General features: G+C 67.4%; 18 protein-coding genes and 3 rRNA genes. 11 read left to right on the forward strand and 10 right to left on the reverse strand.

Features of this window, described 5'->3' with window-relative positions; genetic code table 11:
• Nucleotides 1-111 precede the first annotated feature (111 nt).
• From H2Q94_RS22910 to H2Q94_RS22925, 4 genes are all read left to right on the forward strand, one after another.
• Nucleotides 112-999, forward strand: coding sequence for a TIGR01777 family oxidoreductase (locus H2Q94_RS22910; protein ID WP_243789243.1), 888 nt, complete (start codon nucleotides 112-114; stop codon nucleotides 997-999).
• Between the two features lie 395 nt (nucleotides 1,000-1,394).
• Entirely contained in the window at nucleotides 1,395-2,126 is a 732-nt protein-coding gene (gene lipB / locus H2Q94_RS22915) for a lipoyl(octanoyl) transferase LipB (protein WP_397545492.1), read from the forward strand.
• 58 nt (nucleotides 2,127-2,184) lie between these two features.
• Nucleotides 2,185-3,327 carry a serine hydrolase gene (locus H2Q94_RS22920; RefSeq protein ID WP_243789245.1) on the forward strand — a complete coding sequence of 381 codons (1,143 nt, stop codon included), beginning with the start codon at nucleotides 2,185-2,187 and terminating at the stop codon, nucleotides 3,325-3,327.
• A 14-nt stretch (nucleotides 3,328-3,341) separates the two neighbouring features.
• Nucleotides 3,342-3,812, forward strand: coding sequence for an ArsR/SmtB family transcription factor (locus H2Q94_RS22925; protein WP_243789246.1), 471 nt, complete (start codon nucleotides 3,342-3,344; stop codon nucleotides 3,810-3,812).
• Between the two features lie 15 nt (nucleotides 3,813-3,827).
• On the opposite strand, the gene H2Q94_RS22930 is transcribed toward H2Q94_RS22925, so the two are convergent.
• The gene (locus H2Q94_RS22930; protein WP_243789247.1) at nucleotides 3,828-4,775 is read right to left on the reverse strand and encodes an LLM class F420-dependent oxidoreductase; all 948 of its coding nucleotides are present in this window, start codon (nucleotides 4,773-4,775) and stop codon (nucleotides 3,828-3,830) included.
• A 34-nt stretch (nucleotides 4,776-4,809) separates the two neighbouring features.
• Entirely contained in the window at nucleotides 4,810-5,409 is a 600-nt protein-coding gene (locus H2Q94_RS22935; RefSeq protein WP_243789248.1) for a TetR/AcrR family transcriptional regulator, read from the reverse strand.
• A gap of 111 nt (nucleotides 5,410-5,520) precedes the next feature.
• Between H2Q94_RS22935 and H2Q94_RS22940 the strand changes: the two genes are divergently transcribed.
• The 4 genes from H2Q94_RS22940 (at nucleotide 5,521) to H2Q94_RS22955 (ending at nucleotide 9,083) form a co-directional block, all read left to right on the forward strand.
• A complete protein-coding gene (locus tag H2Q94_RS22940; protein WP_243789249.1) occupies nucleotides 5,521-6,036 on the forward strand; it encodes a hypothetical protein in 516 nt (171 codons plus the stop codon).
• A gap of 180 nt (nucleotides 6,037-6,216) precedes the next feature.
• Entirely contained in the window at nucleotides 6,217-7,152 is a 936-nt protein-coding gene (locus tag H2Q94_RS22945) for an oxidoreductase (protein ID WP_243789250.1), read from the forward strand.
• An 81-nt stretch (nucleotides 7,153-7,233) separates the two neighbouring features.
• Nucleotides 7,234-8,238, forward strand: a complete 1,005-nt coding sequence (lipA, locus tag H2Q94_RS22950; RefSeq protein WP_243789251.1) for a lipoyl synthase — start codon at nucleotides 7,234-7,236, stop codon at nucleotides 8,236-8,238.
• A 119-nt stretch (nucleotides 8,239-8,357) separates the two neighbouring features.
• On the forward strand, nucleotides 8,358-9,083 hold the full coding sequence (locus H2Q94_RS22955; protein ID WP_243789252.1) for a DUF4191 domain-containing protein: 726 nt from the start codon (nucleotides 8,358-8,360) through the stop codon (nucleotides 9,081-9,083).
• Between the two features lie 102 nt (nucleotides 9,084-9,185).
• On the opposite strand, the gene H2Q94_RS22960 is transcribed toward H2Q94_RS22955, so the two are convergent.
• Nucleotides 9,186-9,689: an RDD family protein gene (locus tag H2Q94_RS22960; RefSeq protein WP_243789253.1), complete on the reverse strand. Its 504-nt coding sequence runs from the start codon at nucleotides 9,687-9,689 to the stop codon at nucleotides 9,186-9,188.
• A 225-nt stretch (nucleotides 9,690-9,914) separates the two neighbouring features.
• Between H2Q94_RS22960 and glnA the strand changes: the two genes are divergently transcribed.
• Nucleotides 9,915-11,339, forward strand: coding sequence for a type I glutamate--ammonia ligase (gene glnA / locus H2Q94_RS22965; protein ID WP_243789254.1), 1,425 nt, complete (start codon nucleotides 9,915-9,917; stop codon nucleotides 11,337-11,339).
• A gap of 106 nt (nucleotides 11,340-11,445) precedes the next feature.
• Here glnA and H2Q94_RS22970 read toward each other — a convergent pair whose 3' ends face one another.
• Entirely contained in the window at nucleotides 11,446-12,315 is an 870-nt protein-coding gene (locus H2Q94_RS22970; protein ID WP_243789255.1) for an SMP-30/gluconolactonase/LRE family protein, read from the reverse strand.
• Nucleotides 12,316-13,009: 694 nt separating this feature from the next.
• Nucleotides 13,010-13,672: an esterase/lipase family protein gene (locus tag H2Q94_RS22975; RefSeq protein WP_243789256.1), complete on the reverse strand. Its 663-nt coding sequence runs from the start codon at nucleotides 13,670-13,672 to the stop codon at nucleotides 13,010-13,012.
• Between the two features lie 153 nt (nucleotides 13,673-13,825).
• Between H2Q94_RS22975 and H2Q94_RS22980 the strand changes: the two genes are divergently transcribed.
• Together H2Q94_RS22980 and H2Q94_RS22985 are read left to right on the forward strand one after the other, a co-directional pair.
• Entirely contained in the window at nucleotides 13,826-14,728 is a 903-nt protein-coding gene (locus tag H2Q94_RS22980) for an ATP-binding protein (RefSeq protein ID WP_243789257.1), read from the forward strand.
• A gap of 1,148 nt (nucleotides 14,729-15,876) precedes the next feature.
• Nucleotides 15,877-16,512 (forward strand): helix-turn-helix transcriptional regulator, encoded by a 636-nt coding sequence (locus H2Q94_RS22985; protein ID WP_243795873.1) that lies wholly within the window; start codon nucleotides 15,877-15,879, stop codon nucleotides 16,510-16,512.
• Nucleotides 16,513-16,520: 8 nt separating this feature from the next.
• On the opposite strand, the gene H2Q94_RS22990 is transcribed toward H2Q94_RS22985, so the two are convergent.
• The 5 genes from H2Q94_RS22990 to H2Q94_RS23010 all read right to left on the reverse strand — a co-directional run bounded on the left by H2Q94_RS22990 (nucleotide 16,521) and on the right by H2Q94_RS23010 (nucleotide 25,504).
• Nucleotides 16,521-19,535, reverse strand: coding sequence for a bifunctional [glutamine synthetase] adenylyltransferase/[glutamine synthetase]-adenylyl-L-tyrosine phosphorylase (locus H2Q94_RS22990; protein WP_243789258.1), 3,015 nt, complete (start codon nucleotides 19,533-19,535; stop codon nucleotides 16,521-16,523).
• 53 nt (nucleotides 19,536-19,588) lie between these two features.
• Nucleotides 19,589-20,341: a type 1 glutamine amidotransferase gene (locus tag H2Q94_RS22995; protein ID WP_243789259.1), complete on the reverse strand. Its 753-nt coding sequence runs from the start codon at nucleotides 20,339-20,341 to the stop codon at nucleotides 19,589-19,591.
• Nucleotides 20,342-20,438: 97 nt separating this feature from the next.
• A 5S ribosomal RNA gene (gene rrf, locus H2Q94_RS23000) occupies nucleotides 20,439-20,556 on the reverse strand.
• Nucleotides 20,557-20,684: 128 nt separating this feature from the next.
• A 23S ribosomal RNA gene (locus H2Q94_RS23005) occupies nucleotides 20,685-23,767 on the reverse strand.
• Nucleotides 23,768-23,984: 217 nt separating this feature from the next.
• Nucleotides 23,985-25,504, reverse strand: a 16S ribosomal RNA gene (locus tag H2Q94_RS23010).
• The 16S, 23S and 5S rRNA genes sit together here, the layout of an rRNA operon.
• Between the last annotated feature and the right edge of the window lie 127 nt (nucleotides 25,505-25,631).

The following is a 25,631-nucleotide window of genomic DNA, read 5'->3' on the forward strand; positions in this document are numbered from 1 at the left end:
TTTCCGCGGAGGGCCGCTCACCTGCTGGTGAGCGGCCCTCCGTGCTGTCCGGGGTCGGTTCACCTCGGCGAAATTGTCGCGCGCGGAAGATCATTGCGGGACGATCGGGGCATGCGCGTGGTTATCGCCGGTTCGTCCGGGTTGATCGGCACGAGTCTCGTGGCGGCGTTGCGGCAGGGTGAGCACGAGGTGCGGCGGCTGGTGCGACGGCGACCGGAGGCCCCCGACGAGCACGGCTGGGATCCGGCCGAGGATCTGCTCGACGAGGAGGCGCTGGCCGGCGCGGACGCGGTGGTGAACCTGTGCGGCGCGGGCCTGCTGGATCGCCGCTGGAGCACCGAGCGCAAGGAGCTGCTGGTGTCCTCGCGGGTGCGGCCGACCGCGCTGCTGTCCGAGGCGGTGGCCCGGCACGGCGTGCCGACGCTGATCAACGGTTCGGCCGTCGGCTACTACGGCGACACCGGTGAGCTGCCGGTGACCGAGTCGACGCCGCCGGGTTCGGGTTTCCTCGCGGATCTGTGCCGCCAGTGGGAGGCGGCGACGAGCCCGGCGCAGGGTGCGGGCGCGCGGGTGGTGGTGTCGCGCACCGGCCTGGTGATCGCCCCGGCGGGCGGCCTCATCGGCAAGCTCAAACCACTGTTCTCGCTGCTGCTGGGCGCGAAGCTCGGCGACGGATCGCAGTACATGCCGTGGATCTCGCTGGACGACGCGGTGGGTGCCCTCCGGTTCCTGGTGGAACGCGACGAGGTGTCCGGCCCGGTGAACCTGACCGCCCCGTCCCCCGTCACGAACGCCGAGTTCACCCGCGAACTCGGCGCGGCGCTGGGCCGCCCCGCCCCCTGGAAGGCCCCGGAGTTCGTCCTGCGAACAGCACTGGGCCAAGCAGCCGACGAAGCCCTCCTCACCGGCCAACGAGCCATCCCCCAACAACTCGACGAACACGGCTACCCCTTCGCCCACCCCACCCTGGACACGGCCCTCACCGCCATCACAGGCTGACCCCGCCCGCCGCCCCCGCGCACAGCAGGCACCCAAAGCCCGCAAAGCACTGCGAACCGAACCTGCCTCGCAGCAAAGCCCTGTCTCGCGACCGAAGGCCGTCCTTTTCGGCCGAAGGCCGTACCTCTAGGCGAAGCCGTGCCCTCCGGCCGAAGGCCGCGCATCGCGGCGAAGCCGTGCCTGGATGCGCGAAGCGCATAGCCCACGTCGAAAAGCCGCTCACCGGCGGGTTCTCAGCTGTCTTCTCGCGAGGACAGCTTTTTCCCTCGTGGCGGAGCCACTTGGGAAAAAGATCCCGCAGCGAGAAGACAGCTGAGGTTCCGCCACCCGACCACCCAAGCAAAAAGAGCCGTGAAACCACCAAGGCGTACCCTGACCGAGTGAGTCGTGCGGAGATGTCATGTCGTGCCTCGTCTGATCCGGTCGAGGTGCGTGAGCTGGGAAGAATCGACTACCTGGACGCCTGGGACCTGCAGCGGGAACTGGCCACGAGCCGCGCGGAGGATTCCGGCCCGGACACGCTGCTGCTGTTGGAGCACCCGTCGGTGTACACGGCGGGGAAGCGCACCCAGCCGGAGGACCGCCCGCAGGACGGCACGCCGGTGATCGACGTGGACCGCGGCGGCAAGATCACTTGGCACGGCCCGGGGCAGATCGTGGGCTATCCGATCTTGGGTCTGGCGGATCCGATCGACGTGGTCGATTACGTGCGCCGTCTTGAACAGGGCCTGATCCGGACCTGTGCGCGGTTCGGTTTGACGACCGGCCGCGTAGAGGGTCGCAGCGGGGTGTGGCTGGCCGCGGAGGACGGCCGCCCGGAGCGCAAGATCGCCGCGATCGGGATTCGGGTGCAGCGCGGCGTGACGATGCACGGTTTGGAGCTCAACTGCACCCCGGACATGGGGGAGTTCGATCGGATCGTCCCGTGCGGCATCCGGGACGCGGGTGTCACGTCGTTGTCGGCGGAGCTGGGCCGGGACGTGCCGATCGACGAGGTGCTGCCTTGGGTTCGCCAGGACGTGCTGGACGCCGTGGACGGGACGTTGCCGGTGACGGAATCCGACATCGCGCGGACCGAGCCGGAGGCTCCGGGTGTGACGCTGGCGTTGGATCCGACCCTTCGCTGACAACCGAACCCCACTCCTCTAGTATTCCGTAATTACGGATTACTAGAGGAGTAAACTCATGTCGCTGTCCCGCCGCACCCTGCTCACCGGCTGCACCGCCGCCGTCGCCGCCATGCCGTTGCTGACCGCCTGCTCGCCGGCGCAGGCACGCTCGATCGCCGCTCCGCGAGCCGCGGAACCCGACCTGAGCACGCCCGACGGCTGGCTCACCTGGATCACCGGCAACCGCGACCACCTCGCGCTCACCCTGACCGACACCACCGGCCTGCGGATCGCGCACCGCGCGAACACGGCCCAGCCGCTGGCCTCGGCGGTGAAGGCGACGCACCTCGCCGCGTACGCCACCGCCGTCGCCTACGGCGAGCTCGACCCGAACGAGCAGATCCGGGTGGGCGACTGGGAACGCTTCTACGTGCCCACCGACGGCGGCGCACACGCCAACGCGCTCGCCGAACTCGGCATCCCTGCCGACGCCACCGGTCTCTACGCCGCCGACCCCGAACGACGGGTCGCGCTGGAGCGGATGGCGACGATGATGATCGCCCACAGCGACAGCGCGGTGCCCGACTTCCTGCGCGACCGGCTCGGCACCGACTACGTGCTGCGCGCCGCGCGAGCGGGCGGCTGGCCGGACGCGGACGTGCGCTCCCTGTGCGCGGAATACCTGTTCCTGGTGCTCCCGGACGAGGCCCCGGCGCCAGGCACTCCGCTGTCGCGACGGCTGGCCATCGGATTCGAGCTGGAACGCCGCCACCGCGACGACAAGGCCCTGCGCGACCAGGTGCGCGACCGGCTGCTCACCCAGCCGCTGCCGCCCTACGAACAGCAGCTGACCTGGGCTTCGGGCACCGCCGCCAGCACCCCGGAGCAGCTCGCCGCGCTGCACCGCAGCATCGCCGAAGGCCGCTACCCGTCCGGCCGGGCCGGGGACATCGCGCGCGGAATCCTGGAGCGCCAAGCCGCGGGCAACCTGCCCGAGGGCATGCTGGGCTTCGGCTACAAGGGCGGCAGCCTGCCCGGCGTGCTCACCGCCGGAATGTCGGTGCGCTTCGCCGACGGCCGCATCGCCGCCGGGGCGCTGCTCGCGCACGGCGGGATCTCCGCGGCGCAGCTGCAGAAGGGCGACCCGTCGCTGCCGCTGCTGAAGGCGGTGCAGGACGCGGCGTGGCGGGACCGGCTGATCTCGGCGCTGCGCGGATAAGGCAAGCTCGACCGGTGAGCTCCGACGACGTGCACTCCCGGTTGGACGCGCTCGAACAGCGGGTCGCCGCGCTCGAAGGCCGACCCGCCGCTCCCGCGCGGCGATCCAGCGGCGGATCCGTGGCCTACCAGGGCCGGCTCGGCGAACCCGTCGCGCTGGAGTGGGACATCCACGTCGACCCGGCCCAGGTGCTGGACCTGCCGGACGCGCCGCGCACCGACGTGCTCGCCGCGCTGGGCCACCCGCTGCGGGCGGCGATGGTGCGCAGGCTCGCCGAATCGGGTCCGGCGACCACGGCGGAGTTGCAGGCGGCCGCGGAGCTCGGTTCGACCGGGCAGCTCTACCACCACCTCAAGAGCCTCACCGGCTGCGGCCTGGTCGAGCAGGACAAGCGCGGTTCCTACCGGCTGCGCCCGCAGGCCACCGTGCCCGCGCTCGTCCTGCTCACCGCCGCGTCCGACATCGCCGGACAGCTCCGGCCCTGACGACCGGCTCGCGCGTCAGCTCAGCTGCGGCGCGACCTCGGCGGCGACCAGATCGATGTGGTCGAGGTCCGCCAGGTCCAGCACCTGCAGGTACAGCCGGGTGATGCCGGTGCGCTCCCGCCACGTGCCGATCTTGTCCACGGCCTCGGCGGGCGTTCCGGCCAGCCCGTTGGCGCGCAGCTCGTCGACGTCCCGGCCGACGGCGGCCGCCCGCCGCGCGATCTCCGCGTCGTCCTTGCCGACGCACAGCACCAGCGCCGCGGAACGGACGATCTCACCGGAGTCCCGGCCGATCGCGGAGCAGGCCGCCGCGACCCGCTCGTACTGCGCGGCGGCGGTGTCGAGGTCGGTGAACGGCAGGTTGAACTCGTCGGCGAAACGCGCCGCCAGCTCCGGCGTGCGCTTCTTGCCGCCACCGCCGATGAGCACCGGTGGGCGCGGGCTCTGCGCGGGCTTCGGCAGCGCGGGCGAGTCGGTGAGCCGGTAGTACCGCCCGTCGAAGCTGAAGGTCTCCCCGGCCGGGGTCGCCCACAGTCCGGTGATGATCTCCAGCTGTTCGGCGTAGCGGTCGAACCGCTCCTTCAACGCCGGGAACGGGATGCCGTAGGCCGCATGCTCCTCCTCGTACCACCCGCTGCCCAGGCCGAACTCGAGCCGCCCGCCGGACATCTGGTCGACCTGCGCCGCGGCGATCGCCAGCGGTCCCGGGTAGCGGAAGGTGCCCGCGGTCATCAGCGTGCCCAGCCGCACTCGTGAGGTCTCGCGCGCCAGCCCGCCCAGCGTCACCCAGGCGTCGGTGGGTCCGGGTTCACCGGACACCGAGCCCATCTTGAGGTAGTGGTCGGAGCGGAAGAACGCGTCGTAGCCCGCCGCCTCGGTGGCCTTGGCCACGCGCAGCAGGTCGTCGTAGGTGGCCCCTTGCTGGGGTTCGGTGAAAATGCGGAGTTTGAATGACTCGGTCACGAATCCGAGGCTAATCGCCGCCCACCGGGCACGCTCAGACCGCTCGCAGGCCCTGCATCACGGCGTCGACGACCTCGCCGACCTCGGCGCTGGTCTTCTTCTGCTGCGCGGATCCCGCGATGGTGGTGGCACCGGCGGACAGGGCGCCGAACACGACGTGCGCGAGCGCCTCGACGGGCAGCGGCACGAACTCGCCCGCCTCGACCAGCGCGCGCAACGCTTCCCGGATCACGCCGAAGGTGAAGCGTTCCTCCGCCTCCCGCCAGCGTTCCCAGCCCATCACCGCGGGCGCCTCGTGCACGACGATCCGCTGGTAGGAGGGTTCCAGGCACACCTTGAGGAACTCGCCGAGCCCGGCGCGGACGGTCTCCCAGATGTTGCCCGAGCCGAACAGTTCCGCCGACAGCCGCCGCACCACCTGGGTTTCGACCTCTTCGAAGGCGGCCTCGAACAACGTCTGCTTGCCGTTGAAGTGGTGGTAGAGGGCGCCCTTGGTGACTCGGGCGCGCTTGGCGATCTCGTCGAGCGAGGTTCCGGCGTAGCCCTTCTTCGTGAACAGGACCACCGCCGAATCCACCAGCGCCTGCCGGGTGCTCTCGGTGTTCTCCACTCGCCGGGGCCGCGCTGTAGCCATACTCACAATCATAAAACATACCTCCGGTATGCCCCCGGTGGTACCTTCGAACGCACATACTCCCGGTATGCCGCACACCCGGGGTACGCCACCGTCCAGTCTGGAGGAACCATGACCTGGAACGACTTCTACCAGCGGAAAAACGCCATCCGGGCCGTCCTCGACCACGCCGGAGAAGACCCGGCGGCACCACTGGATCCCGCGTTGGTGCCCGCTGCCGCCACCGTCTTCGCCGACCGCGACGAACTGCTGCGCGCGCTGCACCACAAGTGGAACCGCAGCCTCACCGGCCGCGTCGACATCGGCATCGAGGACGCCGACGCCGACCCGCGCGGCGACCGGGTCGAGGCCGTGAGCAACGCCTGGCGACGCACCACCTCGGACAACCCCGTGCTGCGCCGAATCCTCGACTCGCACGCCGACGAACCGGCGATCGCCGGACTCCTGCGCCAAGAACGGCGGACGCTCGCGCTCGCCGCCGGACTCGCGGAACCGCACGAGCCGATCGAAGAAATCGACCGCGTCGGCCACGCGTTCATGAACCTGCTGCGCACCTCAGCGCCCCAGGCCACCGCGCGCCGCCGCAGTCCGCTGTCCCAGCTGCGCAGGCTCATCCCCACCCGCTGAGCACCACGTCCACCACGGGCGGCAACAGCAAGACCACCCATCGCAGCGGCCCTCGGTCGGTACGCATCGCGGCGTCACCGACCGAATGCGGCACTCGAAATCGGCACTCGCGCGGCCGGTGATCCGATTGTGCTGCGTTACGCCTTTTCCCCGTCCCGCGGCGCAGGTAAGGGTGAAGACATGGCGCAATGGACGACCTCCGACATCCCCGACCAGCACGGCCGCACGGTGCTCATCACCGGCGCGAACTCCGGCCTCGGCCTGCACAGCTCGCAGGTGCTGGCGTCCCGTGGCGCACGCGTGCTGATGGCCTGCCGAAATCCCGAACGGGGCCGCGCGGCACGCGACCAGGTCGCCGCCGACGCGACCGTCGAACCGGAACTCGTCGAGCTCGACCTCGCCGACCTGGCCTCGGTGCGCAAGGCCGCCGAGCAGGTGCGGGAACGCACCGGTGATCAGCTGGACGTGCTGATGAACAACGCCGGGGTGATGGCGCCCCCGCTCAGCACCACCCAGGACGGTTTCGAGCTGCAGATCGGCACCAACCACCTGGGCCACGCGGCGCTGACCTGGCTGCTGATGCCCGCGCTGCGCACCCGCCCCGACACGCGGGTCGTGACGCTCTCCAGCATCGCCCACCGCGGCGGCTCGCTCGACCTCGACGACCTGAACTTCCACCGCCGCCGCTACTCCCCCGCTCGCGCCTACTCGCAGTCGAAGGTGGCGAACCTGCTGTTCTGCTTCGAACTCGACCGCCGCGCGCAGCGGGAGGGACTGGACCTGCGCAGCATCGCCGCGCACCCGGGGATGAGCAGCACCGAACTCGCGATGAACTCGCTCAACGCCCGCTCGCTACCGGGACCGCTGACCAAGGTGGCCCGCGGGATCAACGGCCTGATCACCCAGTCCGCCGAGCAGGGAGCGCTGCCCCAGCTCTACGCGGCGACCGCGCCGGGCGCGACCAGCGGCAGTTACTACGGCCCCAACGGGTTCGCCGAGATCCGCGGCTACCCCACCCGCGCCAAATCCAGCTCGGCCGCGACCGATGCCGACACCGCGCGCCGGCTGTGGACGCTGACCGAGGAGCTCACCGGCGTCACCGCCGATCCCGCCTGACCTCCCGGGTGTGGCGCACGGATCACCACTGCGCCCCCGTCGCGGTTTCGGGATGAACCGGTCGGGGCGTAGCCTGAACGCGTGACTGCGGCGCCAGAGGGGCGGAAGTTGTTGCGTCTGGAAGTGCGCAACAGCCAGACACCCATCGAAAAGAAGCCATCGTGGATCAAGACCCGAGCCCGGATGGGACCCGAGTACCAAGAGCTCAAGGGCTTGGTCCGCCGGGAGGGACTCAACACCGTCTGCGAGGAGGCGGGCTGCCCCAACATCTTCGAATGCTGGGAGGACCGGGAGGCGACCTTCCTCATCGGCGGTGACCAGTGCACCCGCCGCTGCGACTTCTGCCAGATCGACACCGGCAAACCAGCCGAGCTCGACACCACCGAGCCCCGCAAGGTCGCCGAGTCCGTGCAGGCGATGGGCCTGCGCTACTCCACGGTGACCGGTGTGGCGCGGGACGACCTCGCAGACGGCGGCGCCTGGCTGTACGCGGAGACGGTGCGCCAGATCCACGATCTGAACCCGGGCACCGGCGTCGAGCTGCTCATCCCGGACTTCAACGCCGAACCCGACCAGCTCGCCGAGGTCTTCAGCTCCCGCCCGGAGGTGCTCGCGCACAACCTGGAGACCGTGCCGAGCGTGTTCAAGCGGATGCGTCCCGCGTTCCGCTACGACCGTTCGCTGAAGGTCCTCACCGAGGCACGCGCGGCCGGGCTCGTCACCAAGTCCAACCTCATCCTCGGCATGGGCGAGACCCCCGAAGAGGTGCGCCCCGCGCTGCAGGACCTGCACGACGCGGGTTGCGACATCATCACGATCACCCAGTACCTGCGGCCCAGCCCGCGCCACCACCCGGTGGACCGCTGGGTGAAGCCGGAGGAGTTCGTCGAGCACACGAAGGCCGCCGAGGAGATCGGCTTCCCCGGTGTGATGGCCGGCCCGCTGGTCCGTTCCAGCTACCGCGCCGGGCGGCTCTACGCCAAGGCCACCCAGCATCGCGGCATGCCGCTGCCGGAGAACCTCTCCCACCTCGCGCAGGCCCAGCCAGCCGCGCAGGAGGCGAGCAGCCTGCTCGCCCGCCAGTAGCTCGCTGAGCAGGGAATTCACCGCCCGTCGCGCACCTCGCGCGGCGGGCGGTCTCCTTTCCGCAGTCCAGGTGCACCGTGCCTGGGGAGGACTTGAGACCCCGCCGTATCCTGAAGGGCATGGCCAACCAGGACAAGGCAGCCAAGAAGGCGGCGAAGAAGCAACGGCGCGCGGCCTTCCGCGGCCGCATCGGGCAGATCTGGCAGGCGTTCCAGATGCAGCGCCGCGAGGACAAGCTGCTGCTGCCGCTGATGATCGGCATCATCCTGGTCGTGGCCGTCGCGGTCTTCTTCATCGGCATGATCTGGAACATGCACTGGGCGTTCCTGCCGGTGGGCATCGCCCTCGGCGTGCTCGGCGCGGTGATCCTGTTCGGCCGCCGGGTGCAGGCGACGGTGTACCGCAAGGCCGACGGCCAGCCCGGCGCGGCAGGCTGGGCGCTGGAGAACATGCGCGGCAACTGGAAGCTCTCCCAGGCCGTGGCGGGCACCCAGCAGCTCGACGCGGTGCACCGGGTGATCGGCCGCCCCGGCATCGTGCTCGTCGGCGAGGGCGCCCCGAGCCGGGTGAAGTCGCTGATGTCGCAGGAGAAGAAGCGGGTGGCGCGGCTCGTCGGAGAGACGCCGATCTACGAGATCATGATCGGCGGCGAAGAGGGCCAGGTGCCGCTGAGCAAGCTCCAGACCCACATGATGAAGCTGCCGCGCAACATCAACGCGGGCCAGGTCGACTCGCTCGAGAACCGGCTGTCCGCGCTGGCCAGCCGGGGCAACGCGATGCCGAAGGGGCCGATGCCGCAGGGCGCCAAGATGCGCAACGTGCAGCGCGCCATGCGTCGCCGCTGAGCCGTACCGACTTCGACGCGGATCCGCCGGGTGCGTCCCGGCCGGATCCGCGTTCTTTTTCGCCCCGGCCGTTCGGGTCAGCCCGACACGGCCGCGTCCGGTTCAGCGCCGGACCACTACGGTCCCGGTGAGCCGGTCCAGCCAGGAGCGGCCGTCGGCGTTGCGGATGATCGCGGGCACCAGTACGCCCGTCAGCGCGCAGCGGACGACGGCCCGCCACGCACCCACCGCCGCGGACCCGTCCACCCGGGCGACCCAGATTCCGGTGAGCAGCATGCCGGGCGTGAACCCGAAGAAGGCCACCGGCACCACGGTGATCACGAACCAGGCGAGCAGGCTCCAGTTGCCGGGCGGTTCCGGGACCGTGAACAGTCCCGCGACCAGCGCGGCCAGCACGATGTCCGCGAGGAACCCGAGCAGCCGGCGACCGCCCGTAGCGACCGCGCCCTGCCCGCTCTCCGGCAGTCCGAGCCACTCGCCGCGCCACCGCGGCCGAGGGCCGTGGCCGAAGAGACCACCGATACCCTGTTCAGCGGCTTCACCGGAGTCGTCGCCCGCGCTGTTCTGGCTGCTCATCTCGGATCGGGATCCCGTCTTCTCGCCCACTCCCCCAGCCTACGACCGCACGTCGGAGCGAAACCGACCGGCGCCGCCGCGCGTGCTGATCTGCCCTGCGTAACCGACCTCACCCGTTCAGGCGGTCGTTAACGTCGGCGAAACATCAAGGTGACGACCGAGCAACACCCGTGACATAACGTTGGCGACGAGCCGGTGAGCTCGAAGCATGCGCGCCGGTGAGCAGTCAATCAGTGCGTGAAGGAGCCATCGAGGGTGTTCAAGAATCCAGACGAGGTCCTGCGCTTCATCTCCGATGAGGACGTGAAGTACGTCGATGTCCGGTTCTGCGACCTGCCGGGTGTCATGCAGCACTTCACGGTGCCCGCCTCGGCATTCGACCAGGACACCTTCACCGAAGGGCTGGCCTTCGACGGCTCCTCGGTCCGCGGGTTCCAGTCGATCCACGAGTCGGACATGCTGCTGCTGCCGGACCCGTACACCGCGCGCGTAGACCCGTACCGTGTTCAGAAGACGCTGATCCTGAACTTCTTCGTGCACGACCCGTTCACGCTGGAGCCCTACAGCCGGGACCCGCGCAACATCGCGCGCAAGGCCGAGCAGTACCTGGCCGAGTCCGGCATCGCCGACACCGTGTTCTTCGGCGCCGAGGCCGAGTTCTACATCTTCGACTCGGTGCGCTTCGGCGAAGGCCCGAACCGCAGCTTCGCCGAGGTCGACTCCGTCGAGGGCTGGTGGAACACCGAGCGCGACGAAGAGGGCGGCAACCGGGGTTACAAGACCCGGATGAAGGGCGGGTACTTCCCCGTCTCGCCGTACGACCACTTCGCGGACCTGCGCGACAAGATCGCCACCCAGCTCACCGACTCCGGTTTCACCGTCGAGCGGGCGCACCACGAGGTCGGCACCGCCGGTCAGGCCGAGATCAACTACAAGTTCAACACGATGCTGCACGCCGCGGACGACCTGCAGCTGTTCAAGTACATCGTGAAGAACACCGCCTGGGAGGACGGCCGCACCGCGACGTTCATGCCCAAGCCGCTGTTCGGCGACAACGGTTCCGGCATGCACAGCCACATGTCGCTGTGGAAGGACGGCTCGCCGCTGTTCTACGACGAGTCCGGCTACGGCGGGCTCTCGGACATGGCGCGGCACTACATCGGCGGCATCCTGCACCACGCCCCGAGCCTGCTGGCCTTCACCAACCCGACGATCAACTCGTACCACCGGCTGGTGCCGGGCTACGAGGCGCCGGTGAACCTGGTGTACTCGCAGCGCAACCGCTCCGCGTGCATGCGCATCCCGATCACCGGCAGCAACCCGAAGGCCAAGCGCGTCGAGTTCCGCTGTCCCGACCCGTCGGGCAACCCGTACCTGGCGTTCGCGGCGATGATGATGGCCGGCCTCGACGGCATCAAGAACAAGATCGAGCCGCCGGAGCCGATCGACAAGGACCTCTACGAGCTGCCGCCCGAAGAGGCCAAGAACGTCCCGCAGGTGCCGGACAGCCTGGAGAAGGTCATCGACCGGCTCGAGGAGGACCACGACTACCTGCTCGAAGGCGGCGTGTTCACCCCGGACCTGATCGAGACCTGGATCCAGCTCAAGCGCGAGAACGAGATCGACCCGGTCCGGCTGCGGCCGCACCCGCACGAGTTCGCCCTGTACTTCGACGTGTGATCGAGGCGCTCAGCGCAGACGAAGCGGGCCGGTCGGGAGTTGCTCCCGGCCGGCCCGCTTTCTCAGTTGCGCCGAGTCCGCCGGGATTCCGGCCGGACGGTGAAGCTCAAGTGCCGTTCCACGGCGCCAGCGGGCTACCGGTGGAGCCGGGCCGGAAGCGGAACAGCGCACCCGCGTACGGATCGGCGACCAAGGCGCGCTCGTCGTACCCGGAGCACGCCGAGGTCACGTACATCTCGTCGAGTCGGCGCCCGCCGAACACCAGCCCGGTGACGCGCCGCGTCGGCGCCCACAGCACCGTCTCCAGGTCACCCGCCGGGCTGTAGCGGTGGATCCGGCCGCTGCCGCGCATCGCCACCCACACGCCGCCCTCGTTGTCCATCGCCAGGCCGTCGGGGTGACCTTCGGACTCGGCGCACACGATCCACCGGCGGCCGCGCCCGGCACGACCGTTGGTCACGTCGTAGTCGAAGGCCCAGATCACCCGCGGCACCGTGTCGATCACGTACATGGTCCCGCCGTCCGGGCTCCAGCCGATGCCGCCGGAGAGCGTCAGACCGTCCACGAGCACCCGCGCCCGCGTGCCGTCCAGCACGTACAGTGCGCTGCGCTTCGCCTCCCGGCTATGGGTGAGGGTGCCGGCGACGAATCTGCCCGCCGGGTCGCAGGCACCCACGCTCATCCGGTCGCCCGCCTGCACGCCCGTGATGGGTTCGAGGGCGGCACGCCCTGGGAACAGCCGGGAGAATCCTCTGTCGGCAGCGGCTATGAGCTGTCCGTTGCGGGTCGCGCCGAGCGCCGTGACGACTCCAGGTAGGACATGAACCTCATCCGCCTCGGAATCGCGGTGGTACGTGTGCAGTTCCCTGCGCAGCACGTCCACCCAGTACAGGCAATTCAGCGTCGACATCCACAACGGTCCGGCGCCGTAAAGCGCCTGCCGATCGACGAGTAATTCAAAGTCCTCGGACACCATGCACTCCTATTCGGACCCGCCCGGACGCCGGTCGTGCGCGCACCGTTCGCGGTGCGAGAAGGTTACCGTCACGATAGCGGCAGGCAGACCTCCGAATGGGCTGTTCCTCGGATTTTCAAGACCGAGACCCATCCCCGACAATCGTCCGAATTGGACTTTCCAGAGAGGCTTCGAGAGCTCGCCGATTAGGATTTCGCAGCACAGTCGACCGTTTTCGTCGCAGGCGATGCGCTTCCACCGGACCGACGCTCCCCTGGTCGCCGAGGCGTGCACATTCTCACAGCCGACCGGAGGCAACCCCTCGGACAATTCCTCAAGAAGGTGCATTTGCACGTGCAGGAACACGTGTGACGCCGCAAGGAAAAGTTCCCCATTCGGGCGCTTCAGTGCGCCGCCGAAGATGCCAGGACCGTGAGCACCGTTGACGGGAACAAGCGACGCAGAATAATCCGCAAAAGCGCGGGAACCCCCGCGCAGAATCCGATACCACTCAGAACCGGAATAACTCGAGCGGTACACCCCGCTCGGCGGTCGGCGCACCTCCCGAAGCCTTCGGCCGCCACACCCGAACAGCGGATAGGGAACCGACCGGTACCGGGCACACGCATCCGCCGAACGCGAAGCCGGGGAGGCGGCCGACGCCACCTCCCCGAAAAGATCCACCACGCGGCGAACCCACCGCGGGCGATCCCGATCAGGCGAAGTAATCCGCGACCTCGCCGAGCACGTCGGTGTTCCCGAGGAACCCGATGTGCGTCTCGCACGGCACGACGGTGTTCTGCGCACCGTCCACGGCCGTGCTCTCGTACGGCAGGATCACGCCGTCGCACGGCGAGTACCAAGTGGCGTAGGACGTCTCGCCGGGCGCTTCCACGCCGCTGTTGAGCTGCTGTTCGAACGACGAACCGGGCAGCATCTCCCGGCACGAGGCGAACGCGGTGCAGGCACCGGCGGCGGTGGTCCCGTGATTCGCCCCGGCCAGCGACGCCCAGTGCGCGACCTGCTCGGTACCGCCCAATTCCTTCAGGTACCACCTGCTGACCAGCCCGCCCATCGAGTGGTTCACGATGTCGACCTGATCGGAACCGGTGCTCGCCCGCACGTCCTCGACGAAATCATCGAGTCCGGCCGCGCTGAGCTCGTTGGACTGCGTCCAGTCGTACTCGTAGGAGTGCAGCTCGTCGTCGGAATAGCCGGCGTCCCGGAACGCCGCCATCGCCGTGAGCCAGTTCGAAGTGCTGCCGCTGTATCCGTGCACGAACACCACCGGCGTCTTGCCCTCGGCATTCGCGACACCGGCGGGGGCGAAGGCCAGGACCGCGACGAAGCCGAGCAGAACCGCAGAGAACCTGCGCATGGAACCTCCTCGTTGAGCGAACCAAGAACATGAGGAAGTGTCGTCGCGCGCCCCTTCGAGCACATCGGCGAAATCGCCGGTTCACAGCCGACCGGCGAATGACGGGAACGAGCCGGGCTTCCCGGCGACCGAGATCCACGCCACACTGGCGGAATGCCGTTGCCCGACGGGAAACGCTCCGGGGTGGTGCTCCACGGTCGAGATCAGGAACTCGCCGAGCTGCGGGACCTGGTCGACGGGTGCCGTGCGGGACGCGGCGCGGCGCTGGTCCTGCTCGCCGGGACCGGCCTCGGCGCGTCCACGATGGTGGCCGCGACCCGCGCGTTCGCGGCCGACTTCCGCACCCGCGGGGTGGCAGGCGTCGAAGTCGAGGCGGAACTACCGGGCGCCGCCCTGGACCGCCTGCTCGACCGCCCCGCCAACGACGAAGCCGCCGCCGACGGCCACGAACTCCGCCGCGCGCTGACCACCGGCGACGTGCCGACATTGTGCTGGGTGGACGGAGCTCACACCCTCGACCGCAGCTCGTTGGCAGCGCTCGGACACCTGGCCCGCAGGCTCACCGACCTACCGCTGCTGATGCTGTTCACCTGCGCCCCCGGCAGCGACGCGGCGCTGGTGCTGGCCGGTCTGCCGACGCTCGTCGTGCGCCCCTTGGACGACACGGCCGCCCGGCACGTCCTCCGGGACCGCACACCCGAACAGCTGCCTCCCGACCTCGCGGGAGAACTCGTCGCACTCGCCTCCGGCGTGCCGCGCGCGCTCGTCGACCTCGTCGACGCGTTGACACCGGGACAGCTCTGCGGCACCGAACCCCCACCGGAGGCACTGCCCCGGACAGCACCTACCGGACCACCGTGCGCCGCGCGCTCACCGCACTGCCGCCAGCGGCCAGGGTCCTCGTGCAGCTGGTGGCCGAAGACCTGCGCTCGGATCTCGACACGGTGCTGCGCGCCAGCACCCGACTCGGCATCGACGGGCCTTCGTGGCGGGCGGCGACCGCAGCCGGGATGGTCGTCGTCGACGGCCGCACCGTGCGCCCGCCGAACGAACTGATGCGCGCCACGCTGCGAGCGGAGTCCACTCCGGCGGATCGGCAACGGGCGCACGAACTCCTGAACGAGGTGCTCGACCCGGATGTGCACCCGTTGCGCTGGGCCTGGCACCGCGCCACTGTCACCGGCGCCCCGCACGATGCCGACGTGCTCGACGGTGCCGCCGCCCGAGCCAGGTTGGACGGCGACCACCACGGCGCGTTCCTCGCCTACCGGCTGGCGGCCGAGCTCTCCCCACAGCGGGAAGTGCGAGCATTGCGGCTGGTCAGCGCGGGAGCCGATGCCTGGCTGGACGGCAGGCCCGGCCAAGCCCGCTGCTTGTTGCGGCGGGCTTGGCCGTTGAGCGACTCCGCCGGATTACGAGCGGTCACCGACCTGATGCAGGGCGGCCTGGAACTGCACAACGGGGTGCCCGCAGAAGCCCGCGCCACCTTGCTGAACGCCGCCGGAGCGCTGCACGCGGAGCACAACCGGCCGCTCGCGGCGATGGCGCTGATGCTCGCCGGTGAGGCGAGTTGCCTGGCCGGGGACTTCCCGGAGTTCTCCGCCATCGCCCGCCGCGCCGAAACCCTCCGGCGACCCGACGATCCGCCGCCGACGCGGCTGCTGCTCGACCACGTGATCGCCATGGCGGCCACCTACGCGGGACGGCACGAGCAGGCGGTTCCGCTGCTGCGCGAAGTCGTGGACCTGGCGGAATCGGTGCCCGACGCGATGCCGACGATCTGCGCCGCGCAGGCCGCCTACACCCTCGGCGACTTCGAACGCGCCCGGGAACTCGCCGTGCGGGCGAGCACCGGCAGCCCGGGCGGCAGGACGCCGTTCTTGGTGCCGTGGGCGTCGATCTACGGCACGCTCGCCGCGCTGTCGCAGGACAGCCACCACGCCGCCGAGGCCGATTCGCTGGCGGCCTTGCGGATCGCCGACGCCGTCGGACAGCTCAACCACGCCACCGACCACCTCACGATCCTCGCCCTGCTCGCGGCCCTGCAAGGTGATCGGGACACGGCCGAACGGCGGCTCAACGCGGCGTCCGAAGCCGTCACCAGCCGCGGACTCGGCCGACCGGGTGCGCTGAGCTCCTGGGCCTCGGCCTGCGTCGACCTCGTCAGCGGACGGCCCGCAGATGCGCTCGACCGCTTCCGCTTCATGGCTCCCGGCTCGTCCCGCGTCAACCCGGCCATCCGCGCGCTCGCCGCGCCGCACCTGGTGGAGGCGGCGGTGCGCTGCGGCGAACAGCGCCGAGCGGTGCGGGCGCTGCGCGGCTTCGACCGCTGGGCGCACGCCACCGGGAGCCCCAGCAGGCTCGCCCTCTCGCACCGTTGCCACGCCTTGCTCAACGAGCGGGACGGCGCGGCCGATGAGCACTTCCGGGAAGCGATCAGGCTGCACCGCGTCAGCGAGACCGCGCTGGAACTGGCCAAGACCGAACTGTTCTACGGGACCTGGCTGCGGCGCGGCCGCAAACCGAGCGCCGCCCGCGAACACTTGCACGACGCCGTCAAGATCTTCCGGCACTACCGGGCGGACACCTGGACCGACCGGGCAGGCGCCGAACTGCGCGCGACCGGTGAGAAGGTCGCCGAAGAACCGGCGGCCAAGTCCCTAGACGACCTCACCCCGCAGCAGGCGCACATCTCGCGGCTGGTGACCGAGGGAGCAACGAACCGGGAGATCGCCGACCGGCTGTTCCTGAGTCCCCGCACGGTCGACCACCACCTGCGCAACATCTTCACGAAGCTCGGCCTGCGGTCCCGCGTGGAACTGAGCCGGCTGCTGCGGTGAGGACCGGCTCAGTCCTCGTAGAACACTCGCTCCACGACGGCCCGAGCGCGCCGGGTCACCCGCAGGTAGTCGTCGAGCACCTCACCGGTGTCGACGTCGCCGGAGTAGCCGAGTGCGGCGGCCACCGCGGTCAGCTCCCGCACCTGCTTGGGCAGCTGGTCCCCGGACTTCCCGCGCACCAGCATCACCGCGTTGCGCGACCGCATCGCCAGCGTCCAGGCCTCACCGAGCTCGGCGGCGTCCTCCTCTCCCAGCACACCGGCCTGCACGGCCGCGGCCAAGCCGCTCATGGTGGAGGTGACGCGCAGCGATTCGTGCGCGTGCCCGTGACGCAGCTGCACCAGCTGCAAGGTCCATTCCACATCGGCGAGGCCGCCACGTCCCAGCTTCGTGTGCGTGGCCGGGTCGGCACCGCGCGGCAGGCGTTCCGAATCCACCCGCGCTTTGATCCGGCGAATCTCCCTGATCCGGGCTTCGTCGAGACCGCCGTCCGGATACCGGATCGGGTCGATGGCGGCGCAGAACCGCTCACCCAGTTCCTCGTCCCCCGCCACCGGTCGCGCCCGCAACAGCGCCTGCGCCTCCCACGCCTCGCCCCACCTGCGGTAGTAGCTGAGGTACGAGTCGATGGTGCGCACCAGCGGGCCGCTGCGGCCCTCGGGGCGCAGGTCGATGTCCACTTCCAGCGGCGGGTCCTGGCTCGGTGCCCCCAGCAGACGACGCACCTGCTCCACGACCGAGGTCGCGAAGCGAACCGCCGTCGACTCCGGTACTTCCGGCACCGGCTCGCACACGAACATCACGTCGGCGTCCGAGCCGTAACCGAGCTCCGCTCCACCGAGCCGGCCCATGCCGATCACCGCGATCCGCGCGGGCACCGTCTGCCATTCCGCCCGTGCCGCCACATCCCGCACCGAGGTGTCCAAAGCGGCCTCCAGCACCGCCGCCCACACGCTGGACAGCGCCCGGAACACCTCCGTCGGCGGCAGCAGGCCGAGCAGGTCGGCGCACGCGATGCGCAACAGTTCGTGTCGGCGCAGCGACCGCGCCGCCGACACCGCCCGGCTCGGCTCCGCATGCCGGGCGACCGCGCTGCGCAGCGACGTCGCGACCTCCCCCGGATCACGTTCGGCCAACGCCGGTGTGTCCGAGAGCAGCCGCAGCACTTCCGGCGCGCGCACCAGCAGTTCCGGCACGAGCTTCGAGGTGCCGAGCAGTTGCGCCAGCCGTTCGGCCACCACCCCCTCGTCCCGCAGCAACCGCAGGTACCAGGGCGTTTCCGCCAACGCCTCGGACACCTTCCGATACGCCAGCAGCCCACCGTCCGGGTCCGGTGTGTTCGCGAGCAGGTCCAGCAGCATCGGCAGCAGCGCGCCCTGGATGTGCGCCCGGCGCGACACTCCCGAGGTCAACGCCTCGATGTGGCGCAACGCGCCTTCCGGTGAGGTGTAGCCCAGGGCCGCGAGCCGTTGCACCGCCGCACCGGTGGTCAGCCGCAACGCGTCGGTCGGGACCTTCGCGACCGCCTCCATCAGCGGGCGGTAGAACAACTTCTCGTGCAGCCTGCGCACCCGGTTGCTGTGCCTGCGGTATTCGGCGACCAGCACCTCCCCCGCGCTGTGGCGTCCGCTGGAACGCAGTCCCACTGAACGCGCCAGGACGTGCAGCTCGTCCTTGTCGTCGAGTTCGGGAAGCAGGTGGGTGCGACGCAACCGTCGCAGCTGCACCCGGTGCTCCAGGGTGCGCAGGAACCGGTACGACTCCACCAGGTCCGCGGCGTCGGCGCGGGCGACGTAACCGCCCTCGCCGAGGGAGCGCAACGCCTCGACGGTGCTCGGGCTGCGCAGGTCCGCATCGCTTCGGCCGTGCACCATCTGGAGCAGCTGCACAGCGAACTCCACGTCCCGCAGCCCACCGGGACCCAACTTCAGTTCCCGCTCGGACAGCTCCGTGGGCACGTGCTCTTCGACGCGGCGGCGCATCGACCGCACGTCGGGCACGAAGTTGTCCCGCTCCGCGGCCGTCCACACGTTCGGCCACACCGCGTCGACGTAGCGCTGCCCCAGCTCCACGTTGCCCGCGACCGGCCGCGCCTTCAGCAACGCCTGGAACTCCCAGGTCCGCGCCCACCTGCGGTAATAACTCTGATAGCCGTCGAGGGTGCGCACCAGCGCGCCCGCCTTGCCCTCCGGGCGCAACGCCGCGTCCACTTCGAAGAACGCAGGCCCTGCGACGCGCATCATCATGCTGGCGAGCTTCGTCGCCCCCGGCAACGCTTCCTCGGACTCCGCCACGAACACAACGTCGACATCGCTGACGTAGTTCAGTTCCCGGCCACCGGTCTTGCCCATCGCGATCACCGCGAGGTCCTCGACGCTGTCCGCGCCTTCCCTGCCGGACAACTCCGCCGCGGCCACTACCAGGGCCGCGCGCAACGCCGCCACCGCGAGGTCGGACAACCCCGCGGCGATGTCCTCAAAGGACTCGCCCGGCAATTCCCGTTCCACGATCGGCCGCAGGTCGGCCGCCGCCACCTCCAGCAGCAGCCCCCGATAGGCGCCGCGCAGCGCACTGATCGCCTCCGCACCCGTCAGAATCCCGTCCGCAGATCGAACGGCGGCCAACAGTCCCTCGGTGAGCGCGGCAACATCCGGCCGTTGGTTCTCCTGCCGCGAACGCAGCCTCCGCCAGTCCCCCGGATACGCCACCAAGTGATCGGCGAACGCGCTCGAAGCCCCCAGCACTCCGATCAGCCCGCCACGAACGACGACGTCCGAGCCCAGTTCCTTCGCCAGCGCCGGCCATTCCTCGGCAGCGGCCTCACGCAGCCGGTCCACCGCGAGCAACGCCAGGTCCGGATCAGGAGCGCGGGACAACGCCGAGATGACGGGCTCGTCCGTCGGCCCCGCGTCCGACCACCATCCCGCCGCCCGCAGTTGTTGCTCCGCCCGAACGACATCGCTGAAGCCGTACCTGGCCGGAGAAGGAGCCGAACCCGAACGTGACGAGTTGCCGTTGCCCATACTCCGCACGGTAGTCCGATGTCAGTGCGCTCCCACAGGTGACCGGTGCGGCCTCACGCCATCGGCAGCGCCCGAGTCCCGCGGCGCTGGTCCAGCGGAGTCGCGGCCAACTGGACGAAACGCTGCGCCACCGGTTCCCACGTCTCGGCAAGATCCGCGTGGAACTCGTCGAGGTGCGCGGATTCCAGCTGACCGGGCCGCGCCGCACCAGCAGCTTCCGGCATGGTGGCCACCCAGTCGAAGACCCTCTCCGTGGTCGTCTCAATGTGGAATTGCAGCGCGTACGCACAAATCCCGACCCGGAACGCCTGGTTCTCGCAGGCCGGCGAGGAAGCCAACAGCTGAGCGCTCGGTGGCAACCGCACCACCTCGTCGTTGTGGAACTGCATCACGTCCGGTGTGAGCGGCAACGGCCCCAACAACGGATCCTCCGCCGCGCTATCCCGCTTGGCCACCAGCAGAGTCCCCACCTCGGGACCCTTCTTGATCGGAGCGACCCGACCACCAGTCGCCGCGGCCAACAGCTGAGCACCCAAGCAGATCGCCAGCACCGGCAGCTGCCTGCTCACCGCCGCACTCAGCAACGCCCGCACATCGGCCAACCAGGGATGTTCCAGATCGTCGAGCGCACCCATGCCGCCGCCCATCACGACCAGCGCGTCGTACTCGTCCAGCGTCGCAGGCGCAGGAATCTGCGGCGCTCGCACCACGTCCAACTCAGCGCCGGCCTCCGACAGCCACTCCCCGAGCCGCCCCACCGGGGCGGTGGACGACGGTTCCACGACCAGCATGCGCACGCGTTCCATCACAGAAGACTACGAGACACATCCGCGCCACCGAAACACCCGAGCATGCAGAAACGCCCCACGACCATTCGGTCGTGGGGCGTTTCTGGATGAGTATTGTCGGCGGTGTCCTACTCTCCCACACCCTATCGAGTGCAGTACCATCGGCGCTGGAGGGCTTAGCTTCCGGGTTCGGAATGGGACCGGGCGTTCCCCGCTCCGCTAAAACCACCGACAAACCACATACACCACACCCACAAACCATGAACCCATGATCACCGGGCAGGTGAAACCTTTATTCTGATATCAACAACAATCCAGGTTGCTGTTTCAGATACCGTATAGTGGATGCGTAGCAATCTTTGTGAACAAGTCCTCGGCCTATTAGTACCCGTCCACTCCACACATTACTGTGCTTCCATGCCGAGCCTATCAACCCCATCATCTCTAGGAGGCCTTAACCCACAAAAGGGGTGGGAGACGTCATCTTGGAACAGGCTTCCCGCTTAGATGCTTTCAGCGGTTATCCCTCCCGAACGTAGCCAACCAGCCCTGCTCCTGGCGGAACAACTGGCACACCAGAGGTCCGTCCGTCCCGGTCCTCTCGTACTAGGGACAGCCTTCCTCACATCTCCTACGCGCGCGGCGGATAGGGACCGAACTGTCTCACGACGTTCTAAACCCAGCTCGCGTGCCGCTTTAATGGGCGAACAGCCCAACCCTTGGGACCAACTCCAGCCCCAGGATGCGACGAGCCGACATCGAGGTGCCAAACCATGCCGTCGATATGGACTCTTGGGCAAGATCAGCCTGTTATCCCCGGGGTACCTTTTATCCGTTGAGCGACACCGCTTCCACCTGCCAGTGCCGGATCACTAGTCCCTGCTTTCGCACCTGCTCGACCTGTCAGTCTCACAGTCAAGCTCCCTTATACACTTACACTCAACACCTGATGACCAACCAGGCTGAGGGAACCTTTGGGCGCCTCCGTTACCCTTTGGGAGGCAACCGCCCCAGTTAAACTACCCACCAGGCACTGTCCCTGAACCCGATCAGGGTCCGAGGTTCAGATGCTCAGAACGACCAGAGTGGTATTTCAACAACGACTCCACACCCACTAGCGTGAACGCTTCACAGTCTCCCACCTATCCTACACAAGCCGCACCGAACACCAATACCAAGCTATAGTAAAGGTCCCGGGGTCTTTCCGTCCTGCCGCGCGAAACGAGCATCTTTACTCGTAGTGCAATTTCACCGGGCCTGTGGTCGAGACAGCGGAGAAGTCGTTACGCCATTCGTGCAGGTCGGAACTTACCCGACAAGGAATTTCGCTACCTTAGGATGGTTATAGTTACCACCGCCGTTTACTGGCGCTTAAATTCTCCGCTTCACACCAAAAGATGCTAACGGGTCCTCTTAACGTTCCAGCACCGGGCAGGCGTCAGTCCGTATACCTCGTCTTACGACTTCGCACGGACCTGTGTTTTTAGTAAACAGTCGCTTCTCCCTGGCCTCTGCGGCCACCACCAGCTCCCACCGAAAAAGTGTTCACCAGCCGTGGCCCCCCTTCTCCCGAAGTTACGGGGGCAATTTGCCGAATTCCTTGACCACAGTTCACCCGACCGCCTCGGTATACTCTACCTGACCACCTGTGTCGGTTTCGGGTACGGGCCATGCACACACATCGCTAGAGGCTTTTCTCGGTAGCACGGGATCACTGACTTCACCACAACGGCTACGCATCACCCCTCACCCTTCACGCCGCCCGGATTTACCTAGACGACAGGCTACAGGCTTACACCAGTACTACCACTCACTGGCACAGCTACCCCACTACGTCACCCCATCACTTGACTACCGCGGAATCAGGTCCCATGCACTCACACAACAACTCCGAAGAGCCACCATGCTCGCGGATGGTTAGTCTCAACCGTTTCACCATGGGCGCATGCACACGGGTACGGGAATATCAACCCGTTCTCCATCGACTACGCCTGTCGGCCTCGCCTTAGGCCCCGACTCACCCTGGGCGGACGAACCTGCCCCAGGAACCCTTAGTCAATCGGCGGCAGAGATTCTCACTCTGCTCTCGCTACTCATGCCTGCATTCTCACTCCCACACACTCCACACCACGGTTACCCGGATGCTTCACTGCATGCAGGACGCTCCCCTACCCAACCAGAACCAAGTCCTGATTGACACGGCTTCGGCGGTGCACTTCAGCCCCGCTACATTGTCGGCGCAGGACCACTTGACCAGTGAGCTATTACGCACTCTTTCAAGGATGGCTGCTTCTAAGCCAACCTCCTGGTTGTCTGGGCAATCCCACATCCTTTCCCACTGAGCGCACACTTAGGGGCCTTAGCCGGTGTTCTGGGCTGTTTCCCTCTCGACGATGAAGCTTCTCCCCCACCGTCTCACTGCCACGCTCAACCCAGGCGTATTCGGAGTTTAGCTGACGTCAGTAACCCATAAGGCCCATCAACCAACCAGTGCTCTACCCCACCCAGGCAACACGCAACGCTGCACCTAAATGCATTTCGGGGAGAACCAGCTATCACGGAGTTTGATTGGCCTTTCACCCCTACCCACAGCTCATCCCCCAGGTTTTCAACCCTGGTGGGTTCGGGCCTCCACACGGTCTTACCCGCGCTTCACCCTGGCCATGGGTAGATCACTCCGCTTCGGGTCTGCACCACGCGACTCCACGCCCTCTTCAGACTCGCTTTCGCTCCGGCTACCCCACACAAGGTTAACCTCGCCACGCAGCAGCAACTCGCAGGCTCATTCTTCAAAAGGCACGCCATCACACACCCAAAAAGCATGCTCTGACGGATTGCAGGCACATGGTTTCAGGAACTATTTCACTCCCCTCCCGGGGTACTTTTCACCATTCCCTCACGGTACTATCCACTATCGGTTACCAGGAAGTATTTAGGCTTAGCGAGTGGTCCCGCCAGATTCACAGCACCCTCCACGGAAACGCTGCTACTCGGGAACACCACTACACGCGCCATGTGCATTTTCGCCTACGGGACTCTCACCCACTCCGGCCAGGCATCCCAACCTGTTCAACTAACACACACAACCACGCTGAAGAGCCGGCAGCCCCCTCCAATGATGCCCCACAACACCGAACACGCAACCCCTGCCAGGTATCCCACGCGCCCGGTTTAGCCTACTCCGCTTTCGCTCGCCACTACTCACGGAATCACCAGTGTTTTCTCTTCCTACGGGTACTAAGATGTTTCACTTCCCCGCGTTCCCCCCGCAACCCTATACATTCAGGAAGCGGTAACCCGACATCACTCGGGCTGGGTTTCCCCATTCGGACACCCTCGGATCACAGCTCGGTTGACAGCTCCCCGAGGCATTTCGCAGCCTCCCACGTCCTTCATCGGCCCCTGGTACCAAGGCATCCACCATGTGCCCTACATAACTTGGCCACAAAGATGCTCGCATCCACTATACAGTTCTCAAACAACAACCGAAAAAACACACACGTGTGTTCTCTCAGACACCCAACAGCGAACCGATGACAGAAAACAGAATGGCATTTCCACTAATCCTATGAGCACTCAGAGCACGAGAACATGCGCCTCATCAACCCTGAACACCCCACAACCCGGTCACCCAGACTGCGGAAGTGAGCTAGCTCCTTAGAAAGGAGGTGATCCAGCCGCACCTTCCGGTACGGCTACCTTGTTACGACTTCGTCCCAATCGCCAGTCCCACCTTCGACCACTCCCCCCACAAGGGTTGGGCCATGGGCTTCGGGTGTTACCGACTTTCATGACGTGACGGGCGGTGTGTACAAGGCCCGGGAACGTATTCACCGCAGCACTGCTGATCTGCGATTACTAGCGACTCCGACTTCACGGGGTCGAGTTGCAGACCCCGATCCGAACTGAGACCGGCTTTAAGGATTCGCTCCACCTCACGGTATCGCAACCCTCTGTACCAGCCATTGTAGCATGTGTGAAGCCCTGGGCATAAGGGGCATGATGACTTGACGTCATCCCCACCTTCCTCCGAGTTGACCCCGGCAGTCTCCTGCGAGTCCCCACCATCACGTGCTGGCAACACAGGACAAGGGTTGCGCTCGTTGCGGGACTTAACCCAACATCTCACGACACGAGCTGACGACAGCCATGCACCACCTGCACACAGGCCACAAGGGAAACCCCCTCTCAGGGGCGATCCTGTGCATGTCAAACCCAGGTAAGGTTCTTCGCGTTGCATCGAATTAATCCACATGCTCCGCCGCTTGTGCGGGCCCCCGTCAATTCCTTTGAGTTTTAGCCTTGCGGCCGTACTCCCCAGGCGGGGCGCTTAATGCGTTAGCTACGGCACAGGAACCGTGGAAACAGTCCCCACACCTAGCGCCCACCGTTTACGGCGTGGACTACCAGGGTATCTAATCCTGTTCGCTCCCCACGCTTTCGCTCCTCAGCGTCAGTATCGGCCCAGAGACCCGCCTTCGCCACCGGTGTTCCTCCTGATATCTGCGCATTTCACCGCTACACCAGGAATTCCAGTCTCCCCTACCGAACTCAAGTCTGCCCGTATCGACCGCACGCCCACCGTTAAGCGGCAGGTTTTCACGGCCGACGCGACAAACCGCCTACGAGCTCTTTACGCCCAATAATTCCGGACAACGCTCGCACCCTACGTATTACCGCGGCTGCTGGCACGTAGTTAGCCGGTGCTTCTTCTACACCTACCGTCACCCGAAGGCTTCGTCGATGTCGAAAGAGGTTTACAACCCGAAGGCCGTCATCCCCCACGCGGCGTTGCTGCGTCAGGCTTTCGCCCATTGCGCAAGATTCCCCACTGCTGCCTCCCGTAGGAGTCTGGGCCGTGTCTCAGTCCCAGTGTGGCCGGTCACCCTCTCAGGCCGGCTACCCGTCGTCGCCTTGGTAGGCCACTACCCCACCAACAAGCTGATAGGCCGCGGGCTCAACCTGCACCGCCGGAACTTTCCACACACAGACCATGCGGCCATGTGTCCTATCCGGTATTAGACCTCGTTTCCAAGGCTTATCCCAGAGTGCAGGATAGATTACCCACGTGTTACTCACCCGTTCGCCACTCATCCACCCCGAAGGGCTTCAGCGTTCGACTTGCATGTGTTAAGCACGCCGCCAGCGTTCGTCCTGAGCCAGGATCAAACTCTCCAACAATGTTTTAGAGTAATCCTGCCCCGAAATAAACGAGGCACCCCAGCAATCCCAAAGAATCGCCGAGGCAAAAATTTATCTAGATGAGTTTACCACTCACCATCATCGGCACGCTGTTGAGTTCTCAAAG

Source organism: Saccharopolyspora gloriosae, assembly GCF_022828475.1.
Lineage (GTDB): Bacteria > Actinomycetota > Actinomycetes > Mycobacteriales > Pseudonocardiaceae > Saccharopolyspora_C > Saccharopolyspora_C gloriosae_A.